Below are 15,339 nucleotides of genomic sequence, written 5' to 3'. Positions count from 1 at the left end.
CATGCTGACCATCCTCCTCCGTGACAGCCGCGCACTGGCCTCCCTGGCCGTGCCCCTCGTCCTCACCCAGCTCGCGCAGGTCGCGCTGACGACCACCGACACGGTGATGATGGGTTTCCTCGGGACCGAGGAGCTCGCCGCCGGCGGCCTGGCCATCGTCATCTTCAACCAGCTCCGCACCATGGGCGTCGGCCTGGTCACCGCCGTGGGCAACCAGATAGCCGCCGCCGCGGCCAGAGCCGAGCGGGCCGGCGAGGGCGGGGCCGGTGGCGGCGGGGCGGACGGAGGCCGCGCGAACGAGGAGGTCCGGGGCATCGTCCGCGCGAGCCTGGCCGTCGCCACGCTCGCGGGCACGGCCGGCGCCGTCCTCATGGTCCTCATGGGCCAGGCGCTGATCTGGCTCGGCCAGGACGCCGCGGTCGTCGAGCGCACGCGGACGATGCTCCTCGCCCTCGCCCCCGGCCTGCTGCCCTGCCTGTGGTTCCAGGCCGTCCGCCAGTTCACCGTCGGCATGCGCCGCCCGCAGGGCCTGCTCCGGATCACCCTCGCGTCCGTGGCCGTCAACGCGGGCCTGAACTGGGTCCTCGTCCACGGCACATGGGGTCTGCCCCGGCTGGGTCTGACCGGTATCGGCGTCGCCACCTCGACGGTCTACCTCCTGTCGTTCGTCGCCCTGTACCTCTCCGCGAGGAGGGACGGCGAGCTGGCGCCGCTGCTCACGCTGAACGTCTTCAAGGCCGACCCGGCCACCATCAGACGCCTCGTCGCGCTGGGCGTCCCCATCGCCGCCACCTACGGCTCCGAAGCCGGGTTCTTCTCCATCACCGCGCTGATGGCCGGCTCCTTCGGCCCCGACGCCCTCGCCGCGCACACGGCCGTCAACCAGCTCGTCTACATCGTCTTCCAGGTCGCGGTCGGGCTCTCGCACGCCGCCTCGATCAACGTCAGCCGCGAACTGGCGCTGGGCCGCACCGACCACGCCCGGCGCATCAAGAACACCGCGCTCGCCTGCGCCGCCGCCGTCATGGCCGCCGTCGGCGTCCTCTACCTGACGCTCCCCCGCCTGGTCCTGGCCCCCTTCCTCGACTCCGGGCCCGGCTCCGGGCAGGCCCTGACGATCGCCACCCACCTGCTGATCGTCACCGCCTTCCTCCAGTTCTTCGACTGCGCCCAGAACATAGGGGTCGGACTCCTGCGGGGGCTCGACGACACCAAGAGCGGCTTCCGCATCACCGTCATCGGCTACTGGGCCGTCGGACTGCCCGCCTCCTGGCTCCTGGCCTACGTGCTCGGCCTCGACCTCCTCGGCATCTGGCTCGGCCTGCTCACCGGCCTGGCCACCACCGCCGTCCTGCTGCTGCGCCGCTACTCCGCCTCGCTCGCCCTGCGCGGCGACCCGACGGCCATGACGGCCCCCGCGTAGCGCCGGGGAGGGTTCGCCCGGCCGGTGTGACGGGCCGTCCCGGCCGTCGGGGCGATGCGGAGCGGGCGGCTACCGGGAGGGGACCAGCCGGCCGGCGTCGAGGACCGCGGTCCGGTCGGCCAGGGCCTCGGCGGCCGCCCGGTCGTGGGTGATGAACACCAGGCTCAGCCCGTCCCGGTCCCGCAGCCCGGCCAGGTGGGCGAGGATGGCGTCGCGGGTCGCCGCGTCGAGTCCCGAGGTGATCTCGTCGCAGACCAGGACCGCGGGCGCGGCCAGCAGGGCCCGGGCCAGAGCCGCCCGTTGGAGTTCGCCGCCGGAGAGCGCGCCCGGGCGGCGCAGGGTCAGGTCCTCGGCCAGCCCCAGCTCCCCCAGGGTGCGTACGGCGGTCCGGCGGGCGGTGTCCCGGTCGGCGCCGCGCAGCCGGACGGCGGTGCGGCCGACCTGGTCGAGGACCGGCCGGTGTTCGTCGAAGGCCGCCTTGGGGTCCTGGAACACGTACTGCACGGCGGCCAGCTCGGTGCGGGTACGGGCGCGGAGACCGCGCCGCAGGGGGACCCCGTCGAGCTGGACCGCACCGTCGTACGCGGAGTGCAGGCCGGACAGGCAGCGGCCCAGGGTGGTCTTGCCGCTGCCGGACCGGCCGGTCACGGCGAGGCACTCCCCCGGCGCGACCGACAGCGTGACGCCGTGCAGGACGGCGACGGTGCCGTGCGCCGTGCGGTGGCGGGCGGTCAGCTCCCGTACCGCGATCCTGGTGGCGGCGGGCCGGGTGGCGGCCCGTGGCCCGGGGAGCACGGGCCGCGCGGGGGCGGGCAGCACCTCGTGGGCGGGACCCCGGTCCACGACCCGGCCGGCCCGCAGCACGACCACGTCGTCCGCGAGTCGCCGTACGACGTCCGCGTCGTGGCTCAGCAGGACCAGGGCGATGCCCTGTCGGGCGACACCGGCCAGCGCCTCGACGATGCCCTGCTTGGTGGCCGGGTCCTGGCCGGTGGTGGGTTCGTCGGCGACGATCACCTCGGCTCCCAGGAGCAGTGCCTGGGCGATGACGACCCGCTGCTGCTGCCCGCCGGAGAGCTGGTGGGGGTAGCGGCGCAGCACCGTCTCCGGGTCGGGCAGCTGGGCCAGGCGCAGGGCGTGCTCGACGCGGTCCCGGATCTCGCGGCGGGTTCCGCCCCGCAGGGCGGCGATGTCCCGCAGGAGGGCTCCGGCCCGGCGGGCGGGGTTGAGGACGGCGGCGGGGTGCTGGGGCACGTAGCCGACGGAGCCGGGGCCGGGGGTGCTGATCCGGCCGTCGATCCGGGCGCCGCCGGGGAACTCGCCGAGGAGGGCGCGTCCGGTGGTGCTCTTGCCGCTGCCCGAGGGGCCGACGAGGGCGGTGATCCGCCCGGCGCGGGCCGTGAGGCTCACCCCGTCGACCAGCGTGCTGCCGGCCACTTCCACCCGCAGGTCCTTCAGTTCGGCTACCGGGTTCATCCTCGGTCTCCCTTCCCGGCGGCCTTCGGCCCGGTGCGCAGTGCGGCGTCGAAGAGCAGGTTGGTGCCCATCGACACGGCCGCGATGAGCAGCGCGGGCACCACCACGGCCCACGGCTGGAGGAACAGGCCCGTGCGGTTGCGGTCGACCATCACCGCCCAGTCCGCGGCGTCCGGTTCGACGCCGATCCCGAGGAAGGCCGCCGTCGCGACCAGGTACAGGGCCCCGGTCAGCCGGATCCCGGCGTCGGCGGCGAGGGTCCTGCGCATGCCGCGGAGCACGTAGCCGAAGGCCGTGCGCCACCAGGACTCGCCCTGCATCCGCAGGGCCTCGACGGCTGGCCGGGCGCAGACCTCGGCCGCCGTCGCGCGCACCACGCGCGCGGCGTCCGGTACGGCGGCCAGGCCGACGAGGACGGCTAGGCCGGCCGGCCCCGGGGTGAGGGTCGCGGCCACCAGCAGCACCAGCAGGAGCGAGGGGACGGCGATCAGGACGTCGAGGGGCCTCATGAGGGTCTCCTCCAGCCAGGGGCGGCCGGTGAGCGCGGCCGTCAGCCCGAGCGGGACGGCCACCAGGTAGGCGAGTGCGGTGGCGGCGAGCGCCACGAGGACCACGGAGCGGCCGCCGAGCAGGACCTGCCGCCAGACGTCCCGGCCGGAGAAGTCGGTGCCCAGCCAGTGCCCGGCACCGGACTCGAAGGACACCGAGCGCGGGCCGGCCGGTCCGGCGAACAGCGGTCCGAGGGCCGCCAGCAGCAGGGGCACGGCGATGAGTCCCACCGCGAGGGCGTATCCGGACGCGGGGCGCCTCACGCGACCACCTCCGCGCGGGGGGCGAAGCGGCGGGCGACGAGGTCGGCCCCCAGGTTGGCCAGGACGGTGACCACCCCGAAGACGACGGCCATGCCCTGGACGACGGGCACGTCCCGGGCGGCGACGGCGTCGATGAGCACGGTGCCCAGGCCCGGGATGACGAAGAGGGCCTCCACGACGATCACCCCGCTGAGCAGCCAGTCGCAGGTACGGGCCAGTTGCTGGGCGGCCGGGGCGAGGGCGTTGGGCAGGGCGTGCGTCCAGCGGACCCGGGCGCCGCCGACGCCGTAGCGCAGGGCCTGGGCGACGTACGGCGAGGCCATCGCGTCGATCATCCCGGCGCGGACCAGGCGGCTGATGGTGCAGACGGGCCGGGAGACGAGCACCAGGACGGGCAGGACCAGCACGGCCGGCTCGGTGAGCGGGTCGGCGCCGACGGCCGTGGGCGGAAGCCAGCCCAGCCACAGTCCGAACAGCGTGGCCAGCAGCACGCCGAGGGCGAACTCGGGGACGGAGTGCACGGCCAGGGTCAGCGCGCTGAGGGCCCGGTCCAGCGGGCCGCCCTCGCGGCGGGCGCACAGCACGCCGAGCCCCGCGGACAGCGGCAGCAGTACGGCGAGGGTGGCGCAGGCGAGCGTCACCGTGGGCCCGAGGCCGCCGGTCAGGTAGCCGGCGACGGGCCGGCCGCTGACCAGGGACGTGCCGAGGTCGCCCCGGAGGAGTCCGCCGGCCCAGTCCAGGAACCGTTCGGCGGCGGGCCGGTCCAGCTCCAGGGCCGCGCGGATCCGGGCGATGCGCTCGGGGTCGGGCTGGTCGCCGGCCAGGGCGACCGCCGCGTCACCGGGCAGTGCCTCGGTGAGGACGAAGACGAACAGGACGACGGCTGCCGTCTGCCCCGCACCGAGGAGCAGACGGCGGCCGGCCCAGTTCAGGTGCCGGGTCACGCGAGCCAGAGCTTGTCGAAGCGGGCCCAGTCGAGGGTGTTGGCGGGTGCCTTCCCCGAGACGCCGCGCACGGTGGGCGCGGTGGCGACGATCCAGTCGGCGAAGCCCCAGATCAGGAAGCCTCCCTCGTCGTGCAGGCGGCGCTGCATCCGCTCGTACAGGGCGGCCCGCTCCTTCTCGTCGCGGGTGGACTGGGCCTGCTGGTACAGGTCGTCGAAGTCCTTCTGCCGCCACTTGGTCGCGTTGGTGGTGGAGCCGGTGAGCAGCCGCTGCGAGATGTGCGACTCGATCGGCATGGCGCCCGAGCGGTAGGAGGCGAAGGTGCCGTTGTCCAGGATGTCCTTCCAGTAGGTGTCCTTGTTGCCCACCTTGACGTCGACGGTGACCCCGGCCTTGGCGGCTTGCTCCCTGAAGATCCCGGCGGCCTCGACGAAGCCGGTGGCGGCGGGGGCCGTGTCCAGGGTGACCTTCAGGTTCTCGGCGCCCGCCTCCTTGAGCAGGGCGCGTGCCCGGTCGAGGTCCTGGGTGCGCTGCGGCAGGTCCGAGGCGTAGTACTGGTAGCCCTTGCCGAAGAGGTCGTTGCCGGGCTCGCCGGCGCCGGACAGCGCACCGTCGACGAGTTCCTTGCGGTCGGCGATGAGGAAGAACGCCTGGCGGATCCGCTTGTCGTCGAACGGCGGCCGGTCGGTCTTCATGACGAAGCCCTGCATGGAGCTGCCGGGCAGCCGGACGACCTCGATCCTTCCCTTGCCCTCGTGGGTGCGGGCGGTGGCCGGGCTGAGTTCGTGGGCGTACTGGACCTGGCCGCCGAGCAGGGCGCTGGTGCGGGCCGATTCCTCGGTGGCGACGACGAACTCGACCTGGTCGAGGTGGGGTGCGCCCTCCCAGTAGGCGTCGTTGCGCTTGACGACGAGGGACTTGCCGGGGGTGAAGGAGGCGAAGGCGAACGGGCCGGAGCCGACGGGCCTGTCGAAGGAGGTGGTGTCCTCGGGGACGATGTGGGCGCCGAACGCGGCGAGGACGTTGGGGAATTCGGCGTACGGGCGCTTGAGCCTGAACTCGACGGTGTTCGTGTCGAGGGCGCGGCTGGCGGCGAGGTCGATGGGCTCCAGGGAGGCCTTGGCCCGGAAGGTGCCCTTGGGGTCGGCGATCCGCCGGTAGCTGTAGAGGACGTCCTCGGCGGTGACCGGGCGTCCGTCGTGGAAGGACGCCTTGCGCAAGGTGATCTTCCAGGTGTCGAGGGTCTCGTTGGGCTCCCAGCGCTCGGCGAGCCGTGGGACCGGCGCGAGGTCGGCGCCGAAGTCGGCGAGCTTGTCGTAGAGGGCCTTGGCGCGGGCGGCGTCGACGAACAGGTTGGCGGCGTGCGGGTCGAGGGTCTCGTTGGCCCCGCCGCCCGCGAAGGCGGCGCGCAGCGTGCCGCCGCGCTTGGGGCTGCCGGTCCCGGCGGCGTTCCCCTTGTCGGCGGTCCTGCCGGTGTCGGCCGCGCAGCCGGCGGTGAGGGCGAGGGCGAGGGTGGTGGCGGTGGCGGTGGCGGTGGCGAGGAGGAATCCTCGGCGGGCGGGGCCGGTGCGGTGGTGGTTCACGGTGTGCTGTCTCCGTTGCTGTGCTGCGGGTTGGGCCGGGGGGCGAGCCGGGCGACGAGGTGCAGGCGGTCGGAGGTGACGGTGGTGTGCGGTACGTCGCCTTCGCGCCAGGCCGGTTCGGTCCGGGGGCCGGGGCTGTCGTACAGGTCGAGGACCTCGAAGCCGGCGGTGGTGAGGAAGTACCGGAGTTCCTGGGGGAACAGCAGCCGCCAGGCGGAGTGCTGCTCCTGCCGCGCACTCGACGGGGTGCCGTCGTCGGCGGTCCAGGTGCGGCGGCGGCGCAGGAGTTGCGCGCCGTGGTCGATCCACAGGGTGGTGTGCGAGGTGTGGGTGGTGCCGCGCCATGCGAAGGAGGCGGTGCGCGGCCCGTCGAGGAGTTCCGTGTTGCCGAGGAAGAAGGCGCCGTTGCGCATCTCCGCGATGAGCAGTCCGCCCGGGTCGAGGTGGCGGCGGACGGCGGCGAGGCAGGAGGCGAGTTCTTCGTTGGTGTGGCAGTGGAGCAGGGCGCTGTCCAGGCAGAGGACGGCGTCGAAGGTGCGGCCGAGGTCGAAGTCCCGCATGTCGGCGCGGCGGTACTCCGGGCCGGGGTGGCTGCGGCCGGCGTGGGCGAGCATGGCCTCCGCGGTGTCGATCGCGGTGACCTGGCGCCCGGCCCGGTGGTGGAGCCAGGCCGCGTCACGGCCGGTGCCGCAGCCGAGGTCCAGGACCCGGGCTCCCGCGCCGTGCCGGCGCAGGGTGTCCTCGGCCCAGCGTGCGGCGACCCGGTCGGGGTCGGGGAAGCGCTCTTCGTAGAGCTCGGGGTGGTCGGTCAGGAGGTTTCCGGTGCTCATCTGGCCTCGCTCAGGGGACTGGGGTCGCCGTGCGGGGCGGAGGGTGCCGCGCCCGGTGGCGGGCCCGGGGTGTCTGCTTCCGGGGAGTGGGGGTGCGCGGGGCGGGGGTCCGGGGATTCGGCGGCGGCCGGGTCCGCCGCGGCGGCAGGGGGGCTGGGCAGGGCCCCGCGGCGGTGCAGCACGGTGACGGCCGTCGCCGAGGCGAGGCCGAGGGCCGTGCAGCAGGCGTACGGGAGCCAGGCCGGGCCGCCGCGGGTGACGGCGTCCATGGCCCACCCGACGCCCGCGCCGACGCCCGCGGCGGCCACTCCGGAGACCGCGTAGAACAGGCCGTAGAAGGTGCCGGTGAGCTGCCCGCGGCCGAAGGCGGGGATGAGTTCCATGACGAACGGCTGGGCGGTCATCAGTCCGAGGGACAGCAGCAGCGCCCCCGCCAGGACCGGCAGCAGCAGTGCCGGATGCGTCCCCGTGGCCGCCCCCGTCAGCATCGGCGGTACGAAGCCCAGCCCGCTGAGGGTCAGCCCGGCTGCGATCCACCGGCCACGGCCGTCGCCGCGCGCGGTCAGCCCGCGGGTGATGCGCAGTTGCAACAGGAGGTTGGCGAGGGTCCCGACGACGAAGACGAGCCCCACCGATCCCGCCCAGCCGGTGGCCTGCCGCGCGGCGTGCGGCAGCAGCAGGTAGAGCTGGCTCTCCATGCCGTACATGCCGACCATGGCGAGGGAGAAGGCTACGAAGCGGCGGTTGCCCGTGACCTCCCGCCAGTCGCCGAGGACGGAGCCGGCCGGACGCGGCACGGGCCGGGAGGGCAGGACCGCGGCCTGCGCGAGGGTGAGCAGCCCGAACACCCCCGCCGCGGTGAGCGCCGCCACCCGGAAGCCGCCGTACAGCAGCAGGCTCCCCAGCAGCGGCCCGATCAGCGCGCCCGCCGTGGCGAACACGTTGAACAGGGAGAACGCCTCGGCCTTGCGGTCGCCGGACTCCTGGGCGACGTAGGTCCGTACGGCGGGGTTGAACAGGGCGCCGGCCAGCCCGCTCAGCACCGATGCGGCGATCAGCACGGGCAGTGCGTCGCCGAGGGCGAACAGCGCGAAGCCGAGGGTGCGCAGGCCGCAGCCCGCGATGATCACGCCGCGGGCGCCGAGGCGGTCGGCGGCGGAGCCCCCGATCAGGAACAGCCCCTGCTGGCTGAGGTTGCGCAGGCCGAGGACCAGGCCGACCACGGCCGCCGACAGTCCGAGGTCGTCGGTGAGGTGGGTCGCCAGGTACGGGATGAGCAGGTAGAAGCCGATGTTGACGCCGAGCTGGTTGACGAGCAGGAGCCGCACGGCCGGCGGGAAGCCGCGCACCGCGGCGAGGGTTCTCATCGTGCCGCGCCCACGGGTATGGCGGCGCGGGGCAGCACGCCCAGGCCGCCGCGCGCGGAGGGGGCCACGGTGCCGTCGGTGCCGCCGATGCCGGACCACGGGTCGTCGGCGAGGAGCAGGTGCCCGTCGAGGTCGACCCAGCGGGCCCGGTCCACCAGGTGTACGGCGGGCGCGATGCCGAGCGAACTGGCGGTGAGGCAGCCGAGCATGAGGTCGGTGCCGCTGCCGTCCAGCGCGGCGTGGATGCGCAGGGCGTTCCGCACGCCCCCGCACTTGGCGAGCTTGACGTTGACCCCGTGGACCCGTCCGGCGAGGGCCGCGGCGTCCTCGTAGGAGACCGCGTCCTCGTCGGCGATCACGGGGACCGGGGAGGCGGTGGCGACCCGGGCCAGGGCATCGGGCTGTCCGGCGGCGATGGGCTGTTCCACGGCCGTGACGCCGAGGGCCGCGAAGCGGGGCAGCAGTGCGTGGGCCTGGTCCTCGGTCCAGGCCCCGTTGGGGTCGAGCAGCAGGTCCGCGTCAGGCGCTCCGGCGCGGACGGCTTCGATCCGGGCCAGGTCCTCGGCGGGGTCGGGTGATCCGGCCTTGACCTTCATGATGGTGAAGCCGCTCCCGGCGAGCCGGCTGGCCTGGGCGGCCGCGGTGATGGGCGCGACGATGCCGATGGTGCGTGCCGTGACCGCGGACGGCGGCAGGGGACCGCCGAGCAGTTGGTGCGCGGGTTCGCCGGCCCGCTTGCCGACGAGGTCCAGTACGGCCGACTCGACGGCGGCGAGGACTCCCGCGGGCAGTTCCGCGCCCAGGGGGCCCTCGGGCGCGAGTTCCGCCCAGGCGGTCTCGGGGTCCGGCAGGCGCTCCAGCGCCGGGCGCAGGGCGCTCAGGTGGCGCCGGATGCGGTCGGCGGGCAGCCCGAGGTAGACGCTGCTCACGGCCTCCCCCCAGCCGCGCAGCCCGCCGTGTTCCAGGCAGACCCAGACCGCGTCGCGGCGGGCCATCACGGAGCGGGAGATGCGCAGCGGTTCCGCCAGTTCGAGCGACGCCGTGTGGCACGTGAGTTTCATACGGCACCTCCGGGGGCCGGAACGCGGGGAGCGCGGGCTTCGCCGCCGGGGACGGCGGCGAGGGCGGTGGCGGGATCGACGACGGTCCGGCAGCGGGTCCAGCCGAGGGCCTCGGCCGCTCGCGGGTGCGGGATCTCCCGCGGGCGGGTGGCCGGGGCGGTGGCGGTCAGGCCCTGGGCGCGGCAGAAGTCGTCGTCGTACACGGTGCCGAGGTAGCGGTGCGGGCCGTCGGGGAAGACGGTGGCGACGACGGCGCCGGGCTCGGCCCTGGCGGCCCAGGCGGAGACCAGGGCGACGGCTCCGGTGCTCCAGCCGCCGCTGACGAAGCTGCCGCGCGCGAGCCGGCGGCAGGCGTCGACGGCCTCGGCGGCACCCACCCAGTGCACCTCGTCGAACGCCCCGTGGCGGACGTTGGAGGGGTGGATGCTGCTGCCGAGTCCGCGCATCAGGCGGGGCCTGGCGGGCTGCCCGAAGATCGCGGAGCCGACGGAGTCGACGCCGATGACCTTCAGCCGGGGCCAGCGGCCGCGCAGCGGGCCGACCAGGCCGGCGCTGTGCCCGCCGGTGCCCACGCTGCACACCAGGACGTCCAGGTGGTCGAGCTGCGCGATGAGTTCGGCGGCCATGGAGCGGTAACCGGCTGGATTGTCGGGGTTGTTGTACTGGTCGGGCCAGTACGCGCCTTCGGTGCGGGCCAGGACCTCGCGGAGCCGGGTGATGCGGGCGGCCTGCCAGCCGCCCTGGGGCGCGGGGCGGTCCACGAGCTCGAGGCGGGCGCCGTAGGTGCGCAGCAACTGGCGCATGGAGGGTTCGAGTTCGGTGTCGCCCACGAGGATGACGGGGTGGCCGAGGGCCTGTCCGGCGAAGGCGAGCCCGATGCCCATGGTGCCGGAGGTCGACTCCACGACCGGTGCTCCGGGGCGCAGTTCGCCGCGCCTGCGGGCGCCGGTGAGCATGGACATCGCCGCGCGGGCTTTCATCCCCCCGGCGCTGAGGCATTCGAGCTTGGCCCAGAATCCGGGGTGGGGGTGGGGCAGTTCCGTGTGGACGCGGGCGACGGGAGTGCGCCCCAGCAGGGGCAGGAGGTCCGGGTTGGCGGCGGACCGGGACCGGTGCACGGGCGGAGCGAGGGTCATGGACGGCCTCCGTAGCGGTGGATGACTCCGGGGCCGCCGTCGAGCCAGAAGAACGGGTACGGCTCGGCGGACACCGCGCTCACCCCGGCTCCGAGGAAGCGGGGCAGGACGGCGCTGCCGGTCTGGGCGAACATCACGAGGGGCTTCCCGGTCGCGGCGGTGTGCTCGAGCAGGGTCTGGAAGGAGCCGTTGCCGAGGGTCATGCCGGAGGCGAGGACGGCGCCGCAGCGTTCCAGGTGTGCGGCCGTGTCGGTGAGGACGGGCTCTCCCCACTCGGTGGTGCCGCCCTTGAGGTCGCACGGCAGGTAGTCGAGGCCCCTCGCGCGCAGTTGCTCCAGGAGCGAGTTGACCACTCCGACCACCAGGACCGGCCGGTCCCCGCCGGACGGGGAGGGTGCGGCGGGCAGCAGGTCGACGACGGCCCGGGCCCGGGCCCGCGACCGGCTGAGCGAGCTGCCGGCCGGCAGGGGGTGGGGGCGGGCGCCGTTGTCCGGCGTGTGCGGGCGGGCGTGAGCCAGGTAGGCGTCGAGCGCCGCGATCCGCACGGGCAGGAGCGGGTGGCCGAGGAGGTCGGCGACGGTGGCGCCCACGCAGTCGTCGAGGGCGCCTTCGGGCAGCGCTCCGGGCTCGACCGCGCAGGATCCGACGGCCGCGTCGAGCCGCAGGCTGAGCACCTCGTTGCGGTAGCCGCCGCCGCGCCCTTCGTGCCGGACGGCCTGGGCGGTCGTGAAGGCGAGCGAGATCCGCTCGCGGGCGGGGTCGGTGCCGTACGCCCCGGCCAGGACCGCGTCGACCAGCTGGCCGACGGTCCGGACGGCGGGGTCGGCCTGCGCGCGGCCGCCGGGCGGCACTACTCCGGTCCGGCGTGCGGGCGGGGAGGGCAGGGTCACGCGGGCACCGCCGGGGAGGGATCGTAACACGGGCGCAGGCCGGCGAGGAGCCGCTCGGCGGCCGCGCGGGCGCCGCCGCCCTCGGTGTCGGCGGTCATGACGTGGCCGAGGTACTCGTTGTTGCTGGTGGCGGCCCGCACGGTGCGCCCCGGTCCGGCGAGGCTGAGCTCCAGCACCTCGGGCCGGGCACGTACGGCCTGCGCGCCCTCGATGCCCGCGAGGACGCCGTCGGTGCCGGGGAGCAGGAAGGAGATGGCGGCGCTGCGTACGCCGGTCGGGCGCGGCGTCAGGTCGGGCGTACGCCCCAGCGCCACGTCGACGCATGCGGCGGCCAGGTCGACGCCCGTGACGTGCCGGACGAGTTCGGTGATGCGGTTGCCGGCCGGGCGGGGGTTGACCTCGACCAGCCGGGGTCCGTCGGGCGTCAGCTTGATCTCGGTGTGGCAGACCACCTGGTCCAGGCCCAGGGCCTTGACCGCCGCCAGCGCGGTACCGGCTGCCTCCGACGCCATGGTCCCGTCGATGCCCGCCGGGAACATGTGGCCGGTCTCGATGAAGGCGGGCGCCCCTCCGACGCTCTTGTCGGTGACGCCCACGACGTGCGTGGCACCGCCGGAGGAGACGGTCTCGACGCTGACTTCGGGCCCGTGCAGCAGTTCCTCGAGCAGGATGACCGGCGCACGGTCCTGACCGCGCGCGTTGACCGGGAACTCGGCGAGGGCCTGGCAGGCGCGCTCCAGTTCGCGCTCGTCGCCGACCGCGCGGACCAGCATGCCCGCACACAGGTCCACCGGTTTGACCACGAGCGGGTACCCGATCTCACGAGCGGCGGCGGCCGCCTCCCCGGCCCCCTCGCAGATCGCGAACCGGGGCCCGGGTACCCCGGCGTCAGCGAGCACACGGCGCGTCAGGTCCTTGCGGCAGGCCGCTTCGACGGCCTCCGGGGAGGGACCGGGCAGGCCGAGCCGGCGGGCGGTGTGCGCGACGGCGGGCAGGTAGTAGTCGCACGAGGAGACCACACCGTCGAAGCCGAGGACGGCGTGCAGGCCCTCCACCCGTTCCAGGAGCGCGGCCGTGTCGTTGGTGTCCGCCGTGATGACGTTGCGGGCCGTGAGCAGCGGATGCGGCCCGTCCCCCTCGGGGTGCGCGCGCAGGTAGTGGTGCAGGTCGCGGGTCACGAAGGTGAACTCGTGCCCGTCCTCTCGGATGGCCCTGGGCAGCAGCCTGCTCATCGACCCCACCCAGCTTTCGATCACCAGCAGATGTCCCACAGGACTTCCTCCCGGACTGCGTCGGCTCTGTGCGACGCAGACGTTATAAGAAATCGTTTTCATTTCCAATAGCTCGGTTTTCCGATAGCCTGCGGCCCCGGAACACGAGAGGCGGAGTGTGATGAAGGTGCTGACGCGGGATCAGAGGGTCGGGCCGTACACGGTGCGGCAGGCGAGGGCCGAGGACCTGCCCGGCGCCCGGAGCGTCATGCTGGACACCTTCTACCGGGAGTTCGGCTACGGGTACGTGCCGGACTGGCACTCCGACGTCGTCGACCTCGACGGCACCTACCTGCGGCACCCCCGCCACACCCTCGTCGTGGCCGTGCGCGACGACGGCGGGGTGGTCGGCACCACCGCACTCCATTCGCGCGGCCCCGCCCATCCGCCGCACCCGCGCAGCCTCACCGAGCGCTACCCCCCGGGACGGACCGCGCAGCTGCTGCGGGTGTACGTGCGCCCCGACCACCGGCGGCACGGACTCGCCCGCGCCATGGTGCACACCGCTTGTGCGTTCGCCGCGGCCGTACCCGGCTACGAACGCGTCTACCTGCACACCAACGTCGACATCCCCGGCGCGGAACACTTCTGGCGCAGCATGGCCACCGAGGTCTTCGACGCCCGCACCACGGGTGAACACGGAGGCTTCGGCACCGTCCACTTCGAGATGCCGCTCCCCGCGGCGGGGGCCGTGCCGTCGCCCGCCTTCGCCTCCTCCCCGGCGGGCGCGGCGGTTCAGCGGCCGGCGTAGGGCAGCAGGGCCATCTCCCGTGCGTTCTTGACGGCGGCGGCGAGAGCCCGCTGCTGCTGGGCCGTGACCCGGGTGACGCGCCGGCTGCGGATCTTCCCCCGGTCGGAGATGAACTTCCGCAGCAGGTCGGTGTCCTTGTAGTCGATGAAGGTGATCCCGGCGGCGTCGAGCGGGTTGGGGCGGGACTTCACGGGCTTGCGGGGCTGGGGGGTTCGGGCCATGGCGGTGTCTCCTTGTTCTGGACGTTTCGGCTGCGGCCGCGGGCGGCCGCGGGCAGGGCGTACGGGTCAGGCGGCGTCGAGGAGGGAGTCGAAGGCGGCGGGCAGGCGCTTCCAGCCCTCACGCCCGGCCTCGTACTCCGCGTCCGTCAGCAGGCAGGAGTCGAGGAGCCGTTCGAGGCCGTCGCGGTCGAGACCGGGCGAGGTGAACACGAGGTGCTGGCAGCAGTCACCGTGGTCGGGGTGCCAGTCGAGTGCGGCCGCCGCCCGGCGCACGGGCGGGACCATCTCCCAGGCCGCGTCGGGCAGTGACGCCAGCCACGGCCCGGCGCTCTCCACGCACAGCGCTCCGCCGGCCGCGTCCCAGGCGAGCAGGGTGTCCGGGCGGTCGGCGAGCCAGAACCGGCCGCGGCTGCGGGCGGCGGCGCAGCACAGGTCCTCGAGCGCCCGGTAGAGGCGTTCCGGATGGAAGGGCCTGCGGCGGTGCCAGACGAACGTGGTGACCCCGGCCTCGTCCGCGTCCTGGGGCAGGAGCGCACAGGCGGGGTGCTGTGCGGCCGCCGCGGCCTCGACGTCGAAACCGGCGAACGCGGCCCGTGCGAGGTCGGCCGACGCGGCCGGGACGCGGCGGGCGGTGGGGTGCAGCTGTGCGAGCAGGGCGTGGTCCTCGTCGTCGGCCTCGTCACTGTCGACGACGGCGAGGACGGACGCGTACTCCAGCTGGCGGGCCCAGGTGTCGCCGACGGTCCGCTGGTCGGTGGGGGCCGCGGCGAGTCCGGCCTCGGCGAGGTCGTCGCCGTTGGTGAGGCAGGGCAGGACGAGCGCGGGGTCCACGGCGGTGATCACGCCCGTCACGGCCAGCCGTTCGCCGCCGTGCCCGGCGATGACCTCCGCCATGGCCTTCGGTTCGACCGAGTCCCACAGCTCGACCACGGCGAGCCGGGTCAGGCCGTCGTCCGCCATGCGTTCCAGCTCGGGCACCAGGTCCTCGCGCAGCGCGCAGCAGGCGCAGTCGTTGACCAGGGGCGTCTCCGCCCGGGACAGGACGCCCGAGGCGTCCCGCACCAGGCGGAGCACGGTGCCGTCCGGTGCCGCCGCCAGGTCGTGGTGCAGCGCCACGCTGCCCTGGACGCTCCGCAGCAGGCGTTCGACGACCTCCGTGCGGGCCTCGGCGTGGAGGCCCGCGACGAGTACGACGGGAAGCTGGTGACCGCGGGCCATCAGCGGGCCCCGTAGCGGCGCTCGAACCGTTCGACGCGGCCGGCGGTGTCGAGCACCCGCGCGGTGCCGGTGTAGAAGGGGTGGCTCGCGGAGGAGATCTCCACGTCCACGACGGGGTAGGTGTGGCCGCCCTCCCAGTCGACGGTCTTGTCGCTGGTCATCGTGGAGCGGGTGAGGAAAGCGGTGCCGGAGGCGGAGTCGCGGAAGACGACGGGCCCGTAGGCGGGGTGGATCCCGGGCTTCATGGCAGGGGGGCCTTTCGAGGGTGGGGCGGGGGCGCGGGGTCGGCACCCTTCGCGGAAGGAGGTGCGGCGGCCGGTTCTCGCGGGTGACGTGGGTGAACGCGCCGCCCGCGA

General features: G+C 74.6%; 15 protein-coding genes. 2 read left to right on the top strand and 13 right to left on the bottom strand.

Features of this window, described 5'->3' with window-relative positions:
- Position 1 precedes the first annotated feature (1 nt).
- Complete coding sequence (locus ACZ4WZ_RS04050; RefSeq protein ID WP_467884742.1) at positions 2 to 1,423, top strand: MATE family efflux transporter; 1,422 nt, start codon at positions 2 to 4, stop codon at positions 1,421 to 1,423.
- Between the two features lie 69 nt (positions 1,424 to 1,492).
- Here the strand turns inward: ACZ4WZ_RS04050 and ACZ4WZ_RS04045 are convergent, their stop codons facing one another.
- Genes ACZ4WZ_RS04045 through ACZ4WZ_RS04000 form a run of 10 tightly spaced genes read right to left on the bottom strand, consistent with a single transcriptional unit; the run spans position 1,493 to position 12,793 of the window.
- On the bottom strand, positions 1,493 to 2,899 hold the full coding sequence (locus ACZ4WZ_RS04045) for an ABC transporter ATP-binding protein (protein ID WP_467884741.1): 1,407 nt from the start codon (positions 2,897 to 2,899) through the stop codon (positions 1,493 to 1,495).
- Complete coding sequence (locus ACZ4WZ_RS04040) at positions 2,896 to 3,711, bottom strand: ABC transporter permease (RefSeq protein WP_467884739.1); 816 nt, start codon at positions 3,709 to 3,711, stop codon at positions 2,896 to 2,898. Before ACZ4WZ_RS04040 ends, ACZ4WZ_RS04045 begins: the two co-directional genes overlap by 4 nt.
- A complete protein-coding gene (locus ACZ4WZ_RS04035) occupies positions 3,708 to 4,664 on the bottom strand; it encodes an ABC transporter permease (protein ID WP_467884987.1) in 957 nt (318 codons plus the stop codon). The genes ACZ4WZ_RS04040 and ACZ4WZ_RS04035 overlap by 4 nt, the downstream gene beginning before the upstream one ends.
- On the bottom strand, positions 4,652 to 6,238 hold the full coding sequence (locus ACZ4WZ_RS04030; RefSeq protein WP_467884737.1) for an ABC transporter substrate-binding protein: 1,587 nt from the start codon (positions 6,236 to 6,238) through the stop codon (positions 4,652 to 4,654). Before ACZ4WZ_RS04030 ends, ACZ4WZ_RS04035 begins: the two co-directional genes overlap by 13 nt.
- Complete coding sequence (locus ACZ4WZ_RS04025) at positions 6,235 to 7,068, bottom strand: class I SAM-dependent methyltransferase (protein ID WP_467884736.1); 834 nt, start codon at positions 7,066 to 7,068, stop codon at positions 6,235 to 6,237. The genes ACZ4WZ_RS04030 and ACZ4WZ_RS04025 overlap by 4 nt, the downstream gene beginning before the upstream one ends.
- On the bottom strand, positions 7,065 to 8,435 hold the full coding sequence (locus ACZ4WZ_RS04020; RefSeq protein WP_467884734.1) for an MFS transporter: 1,371 nt from the start codon (positions 8,433 to 8,435) through the stop codon (positions 7,065 to 7,067). The genes ACZ4WZ_RS04025 and ACZ4WZ_RS04020 overlap by 4 nt, the downstream gene beginning before the upstream one ends.
- The gene (locus ACZ4WZ_RS04015; protein WP_467884733.1) at positions 8,432 to 9,496 is read right to left on the bottom strand and encodes a dipeptide epimerase; all 1,065 of its coding nucleotides are present in this window, start codon (positions 9,494 to 9,496) and stop codon (positions 8,432 to 8,434) included. Before ACZ4WZ_RS04015 ends, ACZ4WZ_RS04020 begins: the two co-directional genes overlap by 4 nt.
- Positions 9,493 to 10,632, bottom strand: a complete 1,140-nt coding sequence (locus ACZ4WZ_RS04010) for a PLP-dependent cysteine synthase family protein (protein ID WP_467884731.1) — start codon at positions 10,630 to 10,632, stop codon at positions 9,493 to 9,495. The genes ACZ4WZ_RS04015 and ACZ4WZ_RS04010 overlap by 4 nt, the downstream gene beginning before the upstream one ends.
- Positions 10,629 to 11,483 carry a Rossmann-like domain-containing protein gene (locus tag ACZ4WZ_RS04005; protein WP_467884984.1) on the bottom strand — a complete coding sequence of 285 codons (855 nt, stop codon included), beginning with the start codon at positions 11,481 to 11,483 and terminating at the stop codon, positions 10,629 to 10,631. The genes ACZ4WZ_RS04010 and ACZ4WZ_RS04005 overlap by 4 nt, the downstream gene beginning before the upstream one ends.
- Before the next feature lie 35 nt (positions 11,484 to 11,518).
- Positions 11,519 to 12,793: an ATP-grasp domain-containing protein gene (locus ACZ4WZ_RS04000; RefSeq protein ID WP_467884729.1), complete on the bottom strand. Its 1,275-nt coding sequence runs from the start codon at positions 12,791 to 12,793 to the stop codon at positions 11,519 to 11,521.
- A gap of 121 nt (positions 12,794 to 12,914) precedes the next feature.
- Here ACZ4WZ_RS04000 and ACZ4WZ_RS03995 point away from each other — a divergent pair, with 121 nt between their 5' ends.
- Positions 12,915 to 13,544, top strand: coding sequence for a GNAT family N-acetyltransferase (locus ACZ4WZ_RS03995; protein ID WP_467884727.1), 630 nt, complete (start codon positions 12,915 to 12,917; stop codon positions 13,542 to 13,544).
- Here ACZ4WZ_RS03995 and rpsR read toward each other — a convergent pair.
- The 3 genes from rpsR to ACZ4WZ_RS03980 form a co-directional block, all read right to left on the bottom strand.
- Positions 13,529 to 13,765 carry a 30S ribosomal protein S18 gene (gene rpsR / locus ACZ4WZ_RS03990; RefSeq protein ID WP_467884725.1) on the bottom strand — a complete coding sequence of 79 codons (237 nt, stop codon included), beginning with the start codon at positions 13,763 to 13,765 and terminating at the stop codon, positions 13,529 to 13,531. The two genes, ACZ4WZ_RS03995 and rpsR, sit on opposite strands and share 16 nt — an antisense overlap.
- Before the next feature lie 66 nt (positions 13,766 to 13,831).
- The gene (locus ACZ4WZ_RS03985; RefSeq protein WP_467884724.1) at positions 13,832 to 14,983 is read right to left on the bottom strand and encodes a CobW family GTP-binding protein; all 1,152 of its coding nucleotides are present in this window, start codon (positions 14,981 to 14,983) and stop codon (positions 13,832 to 13,834) included.
- Positions 14,983 to 15,228: a type B 50S ribosomal protein L31 gene (locus ACZ4WZ_RS03980; RefSeq protein WP_467884722.1), complete on the bottom strand. Its 246-nt coding sequence runs from the start codon at positions 15,226 to 15,228 to the stop codon at positions 14,983 to 14,985. Before ACZ4WZ_RS03980 ends, ACZ4WZ_RS03985 begins: the two co-directional genes overlap by 1 nt.
- Between the last annotated feature and the right edge of the window lie 111 nt (positions 15,229 to 15,339).

The sequence above is a fragment of the Streptomyces sp. NPDC029122 genome (assembly GCF_055569445.1).
Note: the sequence above shows the minus strand (reverse complement) of the source record. Positions and strands in the feature narration are given on the sequence as shown.